General features: G+C 39.4%; 9 protein-coding genes and 2 pseudogenes. 4 read left to right on the top strand and 7 right to left on the bottom strand.

Annotation, left to right across the window (positions count from 1 at the left end; all coding sequences use genetic code 11):
• Positions 1-363 precede the first annotated feature (363 nt).
• Positions 364-521, top strand: a pseudogene (locus KZ793_RS01860) (IS3 family transposase); the annotation flags it as partial.
• Positions 522-573: 52 nt separating this feature from the next.
• Here the strand turns inward: KZ793_RS01860 and KZ793_RS01855 are convergent.
• Positions 574-903, bottom strand: a complete 330-nt coding sequence (locus tag KZ793_RS01855) for a hypothetical protein (RefSeq protein ID WP_225813015.1) — start codon at positions 901-903, stop codon at positions 574-576.
• 714 nt (positions 904-1,617) lie between these two features.
• On the opposite strand from KZ793_RS01855, the gene KZ793_RS01850 reads away from it, so the two are divergent.
• Positions 1,618-1,815: a hypothetical protein gene (locus tag KZ793_RS01850; RefSeq protein ID WP_225813013.1), complete on the top strand. Its 198-nt coding sequence runs from the start codon at positions 1,618-1,620 to the stop codon at positions 1,813-1,815.
• A 721-nt stretch (positions 1,816-2,536) separates the two neighbouring features.
• On the top strand, positions 2,537-3,970 hold the full coding sequence (locus KZ793_RS01845) for a restriction endonuclease (protein ID WP_225813011.1): 1,434 nt from the start codon (positions 2,537-2,539) through the stop codon (positions 3,968-3,970).
• 23 nt (positions 3,971-3,993) lie between these two features.
• Here the strand turns inward: KZ793_RS01845 and KZ793_RS01840 are convergent, their stop codons facing one another.
• The 5 genes and pseudogenes from KZ793_RS01840 to KZ793_RS01820 form a co-directional block, all read right to left on the bottom strand.
• On the bottom strand, positions 3,994-4,869 hold the full coding sequence (locus tag KZ793_RS01840) for an AvaI/BsoBI family type II restriction endonuclease (protein WP_225813009.1): 876 nt from the start codon (positions 4,867-4,869) through the stop codon (positions 3,994-3,996).
• Between the two features lie 599 nt (positions 4,870-5,468).
• Positions 5,469-6,307: pseudogene (locus tag KZ793_RS01835) on the bottom strand (IS5 family transposase).
• 244 nt (positions 6,308-6,551) lie between these two features.
• A complete protein-coding gene (gene fghA, locus KZ793_RS01830; RefSeq protein WP_225813007.1) occupies positions 6,552-7,400 on the bottom strand; it encodes an S-formylglutathione hydrolase in 849 nt (282 codons plus the stop codon).
• A gap of 117 nt (positions 7,401-7,517) precedes the next feature.
• Entirely contained in the window at positions 7,518-8,627 is a 1,110-nt protein-coding gene (locus KZ793_RS01825) for an S-(hydroxymethyl)glutathione dehydrogenase/class III alcohol dehydrogenase (RefSeq protein ID WP_225813005.1), read from the bottom strand.
• Between the two features lie 508 nt (positions 8,628-9,135).
• Complete coding sequence (locus KZ793_RS01820; protein WP_225813003.1) at positions 9,136-9,465, bottom strand: hypothetical protein; 330 nt, start codon at positions 9,463-9,465, stop codon at positions 9,136-9,138.
• 850 nt (positions 9,466-10,315) lie between these two features.
• Between KZ793_RS01820 and KZ793_RS01815 the strand changes: the two genes are divergently transcribed.
• The gene (locus tag KZ793_RS01815; RefSeq protein WP_225813001.1) at positions 10,316-11,188 is read left to right on the top strand and encodes a phosphorothioated DNA-binding restriction endonuclease; all 873 of its coding nucleotides are present in this window, start codon (positions 10,316-10,318) and stop codon (positions 11,186-11,188) included.
• 222 nt (positions 11,189-11,410) lie between these two features.
• On the opposite strand, the gene KZ793_RS01810 is transcribed toward KZ793_RS01815, so the two are convergent.
• Complete coding sequence (locus tag KZ793_RS01810) at positions 11,411-12,226, bottom strand: DUF6694 family lipoprotein (protein WP_225812999.1); 816 nt, start codon at positions 12,224-12,226, stop codon at positions 11,411-11,413.
• Between the last annotated feature and the right edge of the window lie 88 nt (positions 12,227-12,314).

The raw sequence follows: 12,314 nt of genomic DNA, 5'->3' as shown, positions 1-12,314 counted from the left end.
GACGTGTTACTAGGTTCGGAATGTGCAAGTATGAACTGCACCCCAAATGTTGGACACCAATCTATACATAGGGGAGCAGTTTTTACGGGATATTTTAAGTTAGCTATTGTCCGTTATTATTGGGTTGGATATGGAGTAGAGAAAACTACAGCTAGAGAATCTTAATATCCCTGTTTCCACAACCATCGGTTTATGGATTAAGATTTTCCAAACGAAAGGGGATGAAGCTCTGTATGTGGCAAATTGTGGACATCAATCTAAAATGCCATTATCTAAACAACTTCAATTTCAGAAACCCGTCGATGAGCCCTTGCCAGAAGAAATGAAAAAGAAACTCCGTTATTTATGTACATCTCTTTGGTCTTTGGCCTCTTAAAGTCAGAATTATTTAGCTTAAGGAAATTTGAGAATATTGACCATCTAACGGTGGAATTGGAAGAATACATTCACTATCGGATTAGAGAAAATAAAAAGGTCTGAGTCCCATTGAGTACAGAACTCAGACTGTAATAGCCGCTTAATTAAACTGCCCAAGTTTATGGAGTCAGTTCGAAAATGGAGAGCTTATATGTATTATGAAATATCGATCAAGCCAAGATCATTGCTTAATGTCGTACCACTGATATCGTAGCTGGCAAGCACTTGGCTTCCTTTTTTGTATAAAAAAGCTTTACGGGCTTCATTATCATTTCCCCATACTACAAATACATGCATAAAAACTATTGAGCCATCAGGAACTCCAAGATCGCCAGGGTCAACAGTATCTGTTAATCCAAGAGTAATATCATTACTTTGCTTACTTAAATGCTTTTCACCATCGCCATCCATATAACTAAATTGGATTCTAGCAACAAATCCACCTGAATTTTTAAGACTCATCTTTCCAATTTCTTGCAATGTCATCACAGTCTCCTTCTGAGAAAAAATTAATAACATTCAGCTATTCAACTACATAAGTCGTCTAAGATGTGTTAAATAATAAAATAAATCTTAACAGGTGAGATAAATAACACATTAAAACCACTATAACAAATAATTATTATAGGTATTCTATGAAAAAATAAAAGCTATCTTGATAAGCACCAAGAATAAATGATTTCCTTTCGTTAGATATTTAGAATGGTTACTATTTCTATTTTCAATCCAATGAGATATTTATTTTCATATAATAACACCTTTATTGTTTTAATTGGTAATAATTTCAATTTATAATATTTTTCGGTTTACCATAGTAATTAAGACATAATTACACTGTGAGTAATTAATTTCGTGTTTCTTTAATAACTCATTAGATATTTTGCCATCTTGATTTTTTCTCAGTCGATTATCTAATTGATTTATGACAATAATTTACTCTTAGGTAAATACTTAATTAAAGTCTGTGCATGCGTATAATAAATACAAATGACTTTATCTTATACTATAAGATAATTTTTTGATTTAAAAATAATTTATTGGGTGTTTTGTACCCCAATGTCTTACATAGGAGATTATTAAGTTTATTTATGACGAATTTCATTTCCTATTTTTGTTACCGATGAAAAGTCTGTTTCCTAATATCATCTGCCCTTTTTAGCTGTTCAAGTAACTCTTCATAAAGTTGTTGCAGGCTTTGGCATGCAATACCAGTTAATCCGTTGTTACATCGTTAAACGCGACAGGCAATTCTTGTTGCAAGGCAGTCAAATACTGAGGAAAAACGATACCCTATTCCATGATCAACCCTCTAAATGGATGTTCCAGCAAAACGAATATAGCTATTTAATTTTGGCGCAATTGACGCTGTTGTGGAGCGTCCATCATATCACTGCATAGACGTGTTTTAGTAGCCTTGTCTCATTGCAAGATGTCTAACAGGTCGATGACTATTCACTTCTAAATTTGAATATTCCGATAAAGTTACTCTTAAATAGTTGTATTAACATGTATCATGGTCTTTTTGAATGTGGTTAATTGGGCTTTTGATTTCCGCATTCTTTCTTGATCTGCTTTTTACTGAAACAGGGTTATATCAATCATTTAAACTGAATGTTGAAATTAGAGTTGAGCACTTGAAGCTTAACGGTTAAAAGGGAACTGACAACGTGTTACACTTTCAGTTCAAAGTCGGTTTGAATGGTTAATGTGGCTCGTTTGGGTTTAGTAGACTCCCTCTTTTCGTCGTCCACCATAGTAATCTATAACAATTGAATAGCCATCATTGAGCGAACTAAAGATGTTTGAAATTCATCCAATCAATTGTTATCTCTACTATTCCCATATGAGGTTAATCGTTGGAGAATCAGCTTCTGATAGTAAATCGGGGGCAGTTTTTCACCTAAGAGCCAGCTCTGAAGTGTTCTATGTGGGACACCGAAAAGCACATCACACATCATTTTTTGTGTAAGCTCCAGTTTTTCTTGGTGTTCTTTGAGCTCTTTACTGAAATTCGGCTTTAAAGTCATAGTATCTTTTTTCAAATTAATAATTGACCAATGCGCACTGGGTGCGTATTATTGAATTTAATATATGATACCTGAAGTAGGTCACGCATACCATGTCAACAGCTGTCGAAGAATACACTATTCACTATACTGATGCGAATAACTGCATAGAAAAATTGCAGGATAAATACCGAGAAAAACTTCTTGTGAACCAAGACTTAAATAGGAAAATGGTCAGCTTTCAAGCTAATAAGAGTGAGCCTATTTTCCGTTGGTTTTATTATAGAGAAGGTTTTTCAAAGCAATTAATAGAATATATTTTAGATAGTCTAGGTGCTCGAACGGGGCAAACATTGTTAGACCCATTTGCTGGTACTGGTGCAGCTCCTTTTGTTGCAGAAACGTATAAGCAGATGAATGGAGTAGCGGTGGAATTGATGCCTGTTGGTGCTTTTTTTATTCAATGCAGGAATGCATTTGCACAATTGTCTTCGGAAGATATTATCGATTATGCAAAAAGAGCATTAAATAGCCGTAAAGAATGGTTGTCAATTAAACCGGAATGGACCTTTGGTCATCTTAGAATTACTAAAGATGCATTTTCTCAAGAATCGGAACTCGAATTATGTAAGTATAAAAGTTGGTCGTCCCAGCAGATTGATGAAAATTTTCGTTTATTTCTGGATTTTGTAGCGTTTTCTATTCTTGAAAAATTCAGTTTTACTCGCAAAGATGGACAATATTTACGTTGGGATTATCGCTCTCCGAGATTTTTCAATAAAGAGAAAAAAACTAATTTCAACAAAGGAACGATTTATTCTTTTTTTGAAGCCCTGAGTGATAAATTGAAAAACATTATTGATGATCTCAACCACGCTGAAGACTTATTTGAAGAAAGTTGCAGATTGGAAAATAACCAAATTAAAATTTTTCAAGGGTCTGTATTAGAGAAGATAGATGAACTTGCAGATGAATCTGTAGATATCGTAATAACATCGCCGCCATACTGTAACCGTTATGATTACACAAGAACTTATGCTCTTGAGCTCGCTTATCTTGGGATAGGTGAAGATGAGCTACGAGAGCTTCGTCAAACACTGCTGACTTGTACTGTAGAAAATAAGCCGAAGCAATTTGAATGGATTGAAAGTTCACTTAAAAATACAGTTGATACTGCTTTTTCTAAGCAAGAGTGTTTACAAAAAATTATCGCATTTTTGGAGGATGAAGCTAAGAGGGGAGCCCTAAATAATAAAGGCATAAAAACGATGGTCGAAGGGTACTTCTATGACTCTGCTATTCACTTAGCTCAAGTGGCTAGAAAAATGAAAAAAGGGGCTAAATATGTCATGGTTAATGATAATGTACGTTACAATGGCTTGGAAGTACCGGTTGATCTGCTTCTAAGTGAGATCGCTTCAGAATTTGGATTAAAAACAGATGTAATATGGGTGCTTCCTAAAGGAAAAGGCAACAGCTCGCAACAAATGAAAAAACATGGGAGAAGCGAGCTGAGGAAGTGTATTTACATTTGGGAGAAAGAGTAATCGTAATAGCTGATGCTATCCGACTATGAAATTATGATATCAATAACTTCATTAAATTGGTCAATATAGTTTATGTTAGCTGCACCGGAAAGCCAGCCCGACTGCAATAGACTAAATATTTCAGTCGACATGGCTGTTTCTATTGCTGCTCCGAGAAAAACGAATTTAGGCATATTGATACCCTGACTTTCGAAGGAGACAGCTATTCTTTCCAGTGCAGTTTTTGCTGTTTTCCAGTGTTCGTCGGCTCCGGCTGGATCTATTCCGCCTTTTAGCTCTCCGCAACATAAATAATCTTCAGGGTTTTCGAGGTTACCAGTTGCAGCAGATGTGCCTTTAACCACTATTATGTCTACAGATTTACCAATAAATTGTGGTTTTTTATCGAAAATTACTCTTCTATCATTCCAGTAAATAGTAACTGTCTTGTTGGAGGTATTAAATAACCTACTTGGTCTGATGCCTATCTGTCCTAATCTAGTAACGATTGCTTCTGTAAGTTTTTCTTGGGCAGACTGACCGACAATATTACGCATTGTACCACCTAACGAGTCGCCTGAAGTCAAGAAATACTTTCCTACTAGTGAGTTTACATATTCCAGATCTTGTAATTTTTCAAACTCGATAAGATTAGTGATAATTTCATCTTGAGCTTCTCTAGTTAAGTGGGATAGGCTTTTTTTCGATAACATACAAGACGCAATGACAACATCAGTGATTATTTTGTCTCGACGTATATCTTCGATAGATTTAATTTGGCTTGCTGCTTTTATGAAATAATTTGCGTTTGAAAAAAAAGCCTTTGTTCTATTGACTTTTTCGTTAGCCTGCCAAGAAAAACCATTTACAGTAGCTTCTTTTGTTGTGACTAGATCACTAGCCTTTGTAACTGTTCTCATTTTAATCTAAACCATTTTTTGTTGGACTTATGAAGTTAGTTATACCTGAGATCTGGTATAAGATTTTTATGAATCATAACTTAATGGTTTTAATGAATATTTACAACAAGGTTGCTTGGGCTGATTAAGAACTTTGTATGTTTATAGTAGTTAACTATCCAAACAGTTAAAATCAATCGTTCCGTGTTACAGCTTAGCGCAATAGCACGGTGAGCCTAAGCTAGGGGGAGACCTTGTAAATAATTCTGTGGTGCGACACAAGGCTGCTCCTGTGATTGTTTCAGCTAATAAGTTGTATTTTAAGAGCGGTGAAACCTGCTGTTTCACCAGCCGTTCTCCACCCGGTTGTGCGTTGAAAGTAATTTCAGGGTGCAGAGCATCGGGAACAACGTAGCTGCGGGTGGTGAAGGAGCAAGGGATAAGGGGATGGTCAGCAAAAGTGAAGTAATGTTTATGTGACCAAAGCGGCTGTCAGCTTTCAGCCAAAAGGCACGAAGGAATCCTCCCACACATAGTCGAATTACAATTCGACCCTATCACAAACGGAATTAGCTAAAGAATTATGATCACTAAGGTGTGCTCTAGGCTGTGTCCTTCAATTAAATAATGACCTTAAGAAATAAACGGATACAACCTAATTTCACCATAGCTATATAGTTTCTTGCTGTCTTTTCATAACGGGTGGCGATGCGACGATGCTCTTTGAGTCGACCAAAACATCTTTCCACAACATTTCTTCTTCGATACGTTTCATGGTCGAATTTAACCCGTCCATCTGACCGGGCTTTTTCGTTTGATTTATAGGGAATTATCACTTTTATTCCCTGACTTTTTAACCAATTACGTAATGCATGACTGGAGTAACCTTTATCAGCAATCACTGCTTTTGAACGACGTTTCATAAAACCGTTTTTACGCTGAATACCAAGACTATCCAACAGACGTACTGCATATTGACTTTCGTGACATTGACCTGCACTGAGTACCACATTCAGTGGGTGTCCTTTTCCATCGATAGCCAGATGGATTTTGGAACCCTAACCACCCTGAGAGCGACCCAGGCCATGGTCTCCGGTGATATCGGGATGTTTTTTTGGGGGCCAGCCGCACAATGTGCCGCACGAATGTTACTGCCATCCAGTGATATGGCTGACCAATCAACTCAATCTTGCTCATCCAGTATTGATAATAACTTATTGAAAAGGAGATTAATTATTCCTGATTTTGACCACCGATTAAAGCGGTTATAGACGGTCTTCCAGGAACCATAACGTTCGGGCAAATCTCGCCAAGGGGCACCGGAACATAGCACCCAAAACATGCCGTTGGTAACCCGGCGGTGTTCAACATAAGGATGTCCCGCCCGTTGAGAATGTCCAGGGGGTAATAAGGGGAGCAGTAACTCCCATGCTTCATCAGGAAGGTCGTAACGAGCCATAACATGTTTTGTCCGAAAGGTCAGAGCCAGATGATTATCCTATCTCAATCTATTGCGGGACACAGCCTAGTTTTATAGTCTCGATTTTGAGTACATTGGAATGAATGCCTTACTCTCGTACGTTATCTGATCAAATGCGGAGTCGAACTGATTCAGGGTGTGTTTAACAATAGAGCTCAATGTCAATTAATATTTATAACTATCTGTTTTTATTATGGTATTTTTGTCTGGATTCGAATGTAATTCATTGATTATCAGAACAAGTTCCCTTCAATACGTTGGCATGATACGCGATATGCTCGCCGATAAAACTGGCGACAAAATAGTAGCTATGATCATAACCAGCGCGCAAGTTCAGTGTGTAGGGATGTCCAGTATTTTCGCATACATCTTTTAGCAGCTCAGGACGTAGTTGTTCTTCAAGAAACGGATCATCAGTACCGATATCAATTAACATATGCAATGGCTCGGTGCTATTAGCCAGCAGCTCGACTGTATCATAGGCTTTCCATGTGTCACGGACCTCTCCCAGATAAGCGCGAAAAGCTTTTTTTCCCCAAGGAACCTGAGAGGGAGCAATAATCGGTGAAAAGGCCGATACACTGCGGTAACGATCCGGATTACGCAGCGCGATTGTCAGTGCGCCGTGGCCGCCCATAGAGTGACCACTAATGGCCCGAGCGGCTGTTACTGGGAAGTGTGCTTCGATCAGTTCTGGTAGCTCTGACACCATATAATCATACATGCGATAGTGCGGCACCCAGGGCTCCTGTGTTGCGTTGAGGTAAAAACTGGCTCCCTGGCCCAAATCATAAGCGTCATCATCCGCAACTTTCTCACCACGTGGACTGGTATCTGGGGCGACAAGGACAATACCCTGTTCGGCAGCGTAACGTTGAGCACCTGCTTTCATAATGAAATTCTGCTCATTGCATGTTAGTCCTGAGAGCCAGTACAGCACCGGTAATTTCTGATGTTCAGCCTGAGGGGGAAGATAGACAGCAAAATTCATGGCGCAGCCAAGCACGGTCGAGTCGTGCTGATAAACATCTTGCCATCCCCCAAAACAAGCGTGGCGTTCAATCCTCTCCATTCTTTTTCCTCTCTGTAAAACGTATAGGTTCACTCATTTCACGGTGAATCCGAACAGCGTTTTCGGTTTTGTTAAAACCGCCTGTCACAGCACGGCTTTTAACTCCCGTAAAACCGCTTAGTAATGGATGACTGTGCGAATGGATTTTCCCTCATGCATCAGTTCGAATGCTTCATTGATGCACTCAAGCGGCAAAGTGTGAGTGACAAAAGGTTTTAACTCAATTTCACCTTGCATTGCCTCTTCCACCATTTTGGGCAACTGACTGCGGCCTTTGACACCGCCAAAAGCAGTGCCTCGCCACGAACGACCAGTGACCAGTTGGAATGGTCGGGTTGAGATTTCCTGACCAGCACCAGCCACACCAATAATCACTGATTGCCCCCAGCCACGGTGCGCACTTTCGAGCGCGGCACGCATAACATTGACATTACCAATACACTCGAAGGTGTGATCCGCTCCCCATTCCGTCATCTCGATAATAACTTGCTGGATAGGTTTGTCGTAATCATTTGGGTTCAGGCAGTCGGTTGCACCGAACTGTCTTGCCAGCTCAAATTTTGCCGGATTTGTATCGATGGCAATGATCCTGCCAGCTTTTGCCTGACGAGCTCCTTGGATCACGGCAAGGCCAATTCCGCCGAGCCCAAAAACGGCAACGGAGTCATCAGGCTGCACTTTAGCGGTATTGTGCACGGCTCCAATGCCGGTAGTGACACCACAGCCCAGTAGGCACACTTCTTCATGATTTGCTTCCGGGTTGATTTTTGCCAGTGATACTTCGGCTACGATTGTGTATTCGCTGAATGTGGAGCACCCCATATAATGATAAATAGGCTGTCCTTTATAGGAAAAACGGGTTGTGCCATCCGGCATTACCCCTTTCCCCTGAGTTGCCCGCACAGCCACACACAAGTTGGTTTTTCCTGATTTGCAGAACAGGCACTCTCCGCATTCTGCGGTATAAAGAGGGATAACATGGTCACCGGGTTTGACGCTGGTGACGCCTTCGCCAACCTCAACGACTACGCCTGCGCCTTCATGCCCGAGTATGACAGGAAAAACGCCCTCTGGATCATCTCCTGACAGAGTGAAGGCATCCGTATGACACACGCCGGTATGACTGATTTTGACCAACACTTCACCGGCTTGGGGCGGGGCTACATCGATTTCAACAATTTCAAGGGGGCGGCCCGGTCCGAATGCAACAGCAGCTCTTGATTTCATAAGCTCTCCTTCTGAATAGACAGTGCTACGCGTTTGCGAATACAGATTAATAAAGTCAATCGAGTTGTCAGCGAAGATATCTTTGTAATAATTTGTTAAGAAAATGACTTCGCATCTGTAGGAATGATACAAAAATTTTAACATTAATACGTGTTTTTAAGATAACTTATCAGAAATAATTGGGAAAACTATGATTTGTCATGGTTATAGATGTCCTTTCAGGAAAAGGCTGGTTGCGGGAAAATAAACTATTTTGCGCCAACCATTGCAAATCCCATAATATCCAACCTAGTTCTACTGGTTGGTAAAGTATCGGTTAGATAATAAAGCTATTGGGAGTTATTCGCTAATAAGCCAGAAGTGTCTACTGGAATAAGAGGGAGTCCAATGCTTCCTCAGGGTTAAATTTCTAGTTTTATCAGGTGTGCTGTAATTGAAGGGATAAGATGTGAAATGCAATTAATTTATAAAAAAGGCCCTCATAAATGAAATGGAGGGCCTATATGTATTACGAAACATCGATCAAGCCGAGATCATTGCTTAATGTCGTGCCACTGATAACATAACTCGCAGTCGATTGACTTCCTTTTTTGTATAAAAAAGTTTGACGAGCTTCATTATCATTTCCCCATACTACAGACACATGCATAAAAATCATTGCTCCGTCAGGAACACCAAGATCACCTGGATCAGCAGTTTTTGTTGCTCCAAGATTAATATCATTACCTTTATTACTTAAATGCTTTTCACCGTCGCCATCCATATAACTAAATTGGATTCTAGCAATAAATCCACCTGAGTTTTTAAGACTCATCTTTCCAACTTCTTGTAATGTCATAATAGTCTCCTTTTGGGATTTTGAGAAAGATACTAATAACATTCAGTTATTCAACTAGATAAATGGTTTAAGATGTGTTAGAGAAAAAATAAATCTTAATAAATGAAAATAAGTAGCACATTAAAACCACCAGGGAAAATAATTATAATGTGTATTTTGAGAAAAATACACATTATCTTGATAGCCATAGGAATATGTGATTTTTTCGTTAGATATTTAATATAGTTATCTTTTTTCTTTATAATGCCAATCTAATTAGATATTTGTTTTGATTAGTAATAATTTCAATTTATAATGTTTCGTAACTTCGTATAGTAGTTGAAATATAATTACGCTGTGGGTAAATAAATTTGTATTCATTTAAATAATTTATTGGAGGAGAGGATAAGTTAATAATTGATTGTGAAAATTTTGAGTTTAGTAAAAATATCATTATAAATAAAATATCCTTGCTAGAATGTGATTGGATAACAGTTATTATATCTGTTATTTCTGAAAGAGAAAAATTACATGGGTTTTTATGGCGTATTAATGTAACCATAACTTTGTTCCTCCTATGAATCTAAAGAAATATATTTCTGGTGAATCAATTAAAACGGAAATAAGAAAAGTGTTAAAAGGAAATGAAAGTCAAATTCCTATATTTATCGAGATATTCTAACAATCCAAAATTATTAAAATATCTGGATGCTGGTGAGTTAGTTGAATTTTGAGATACTGGTATTTTACCTATTTTGTATTTTCTTTTCCTGTCTGAATTGACTGTTCAATATTCAGCAGTAACTGAGTATTGAACTCATCCACTTTTGCGAGCATGATCGCAGTTCATTCACTACTTTAGCTAATAGTCATGACCTCACCTATAACATTACAAGCAGCGATATCAAAACTCACCGTCTGGCGTAAAGGCGATCAACGCGCACCACATAAGCCACTACTGCTGTTGTATGTGTTGTCTGAGTACAAAAAAGGGCATGGTCAACTGTTTAATTACGGTGATGAAATCCACCAACCACTATTACAATTACTCACTGATTTCGGTCCCAGTCGCAAAGAACACTATCCTGCAATGCCTTTCTGGCGTTTACGGAGAGATGGCTTTTGGGAACTGAAAAATGCAGAACACTGCACTCCGCGCTTGGGAAGTAAGGAACCGCCAAAACGAGAGCTGATTGAGCATCAGGTTGCCGGAGGTTTTGATTCAGCCAGTTTCCAGTTACTGCGCCGTCGGCCTGCACTTGTTGATAAACTGGCACAACAGATCTTTAATGAACATTTCCCGGAAAGCGTTCAGGTAAGTCTGGCTGAGCGACTCGGTTTTGATATTAATAAGAAGTTAAATAGCCGTGATCCACGTTTTCGTGATGTGGTTTTACGTGCTTATCACTACCGCTGCGCTGTTTGTGGTTATGATTTACGTCTGGATGGCTCACTGGTCGGTCTGGAAGCCGCCCACATCAAATGGAAACAGTTCGGCGGTCCCTGCCTTGTGGAGAATGGTCTGGCGCTTTGCACACTTCATCATTCCGCTTTTGACAGAGGTGCAATTGGCATAGACGAGAATCTGAAGATTAAAATCTCTGATGGGGTTAATCGTAGCCCGGTTGTTGAGCAATTGTTCTGGGCCAGAGATGGTGAAAGCCTTTATCTGCCACGTAATCGTCAGTATTATCCGGCAGATAAATTTATTGAATGGCACCAGACGCAGGTGTTTAAGGCATAAATAAAGTCGATTTGTGTTGTAGGTACCAATCGTCTAAACATCTTGATGTTTCCCTACAGCCCTCATATACGGCAACAAACAGATGTATCGGAGAAAGGCGAGCATAACGTTATGTTGCTGGGTTTCAGACAAAGATTGGCAAGGCGTGCGATAGCGCATGGTTGCGCCAGGGAAACATTCCGTAAAATAACCCACCTGGCGGTGGGCTAGTTCAGTCCATTTTTAGTGGGTATCCTCAGGATATTTCGCTTTGAGTTCTGCGAGTCTAGAGGCATCTTCATCATTGAATGAGGTATCACCAAAAATTGAATTACCCTCAGCATCATCTAGTTGAATGACTGTTACGGTAAAAACAGCATCCGCGGGAGCATCAATTGTCCCCCAATCTGAGAATTGGTTTGGAGCCAAATCCCAATCAGCCTTCTCACTTGGCTCAAGGCCACCTGAAATTTGGTAACTGAATGAGTTGCTAAACCAAGGTACTTCTCTATCGGGACTGGCAATAACGCCTTTAAAGTAAGCTGTGGAGATAGACTTTGTAGTCCCGTTCTCCACACTTAATGATATGACCGGCTGATCTCTGCCATATTGTTGTTTTTCAAAATAGAACCGAGATCTTGTCACCTTGAAAGCTTTCAGTTGCTCAAGGTTTTTATTTGAGACTTGCTGTTTCTCTTCTAGCTCTTTTATCTCCTGCAGAGCTTGTTCTTTTTCCTTTGCGGCTCGTTCCTTCTTGACTGTATCAGCGTAGGTAATCACTTCATCTCCAGTCTTACCTGCCAAAGAATCTTTCATTTTGTCCTCAAGTATGGATGAGTTATCATTCATTCCTCCCTGTATAAGGTCCTGCATACTTATTTGGCTAAATGCGGCAATCATAAGAGCATCATCAAACTGAGATCTCTTATCTTCGGGTAAAGATTCTCTAACCTTTTGAATTGACTCTTTCATTGATTCATCACTTGACGCATCAATCTTCGGTTTGTCGCAACCAGACAGAGCTAGCGCCAAAAGAATGGTAATCGCTACTTTTTTCATATTTATCTCCATCCCCAAAAGTTGTCGTGCAGACTAATCCTAAGGCCAATCGAGAGCCTTTGGAAAAAGTATAGTTATCCGAACCTAT

Origin of the sequence: Photorhabdus antumapuensis, assembly GCF_020387775.1 — a bacterium.
Lineage (GTDB): Bacteria > Pseudomonadota > Gammaproteobacteria > Enterobacterales > Enterobacteriaceae > Photorhabdus > Photorhabdus antumapuensis.
The sequence above is the reverse complement of the archived record's forward strand: the minus strand, read 5'-3'. Positions and strand labels throughout refer to the sequence as shown.

Excerpts from the sequence above, each read along its gene's own strand:
- KZ793_RS01840 (WP_225813009.1), bottom strand. The coding sequence starts at position 4,869 with ATGAGAACAGTTACAAAGGCTAGTGATCTAGTCACAACAAAAGAAGCT.
- KZ793_RS01845 (WP_225813011.1), top strand. The coding sequence starts at position 2,537 with ATGTCAACAGCTGTCGAAGAATACACTATTCACTATACTGATGCGAAT.
- KZ793_RS01855 (WP_225813015.1), bottom strand. The coding sequence starts at position 903 with ATGACATTGCAAGAAATTGGAAAGATGAGTCTTAAAAATTCAGGTGGA.
- KZ793_RS01820 (WP_225813003.1), bottom strand. The coding sequence starts at position 9,465 with ATGACATTACAAGAAGTTGGAAAGATGAGTCTTAAAAACTCAGGTGGA.
- KZ793_RS01810 (WP_225812999.1), bottom strand. The coding sequence starts at position 12,226 with ATGAAAAAAGTAGCGATTACCATTCTTTTGGCGCTAGCTCTGTCTGGT.
- KZ793_RS01850 (WP_225813013.1), top strand. The coding sequence starts at position 1,618 with ATGCAATACCAGTTAATCCGTTGTTACATCGTTAAACGCGACAGGCAA.
- KZ793_RS01815 (WP_225813001.1), top strand. The coding sequence starts at position 10,316 with ATGACCTCACCTATAACATTACAAGCAGCGATATCAAAACTCACCGTC.
- fghA (WP_225813007.1), bottom strand. The coding sequence starts at position 7,400 with ATGGAGAGGATTGAACGCCACGCTTGTTTTGGGGGATGGCAAGATGTT.
- KZ793_RS01825 (WP_225813005.1), bottom strand. The coding sequence starts at position 8,627 with ATGAAATCAAGAGCTGCTGTTGCATTCGGACCGGGCCGCCCCCTTGAA.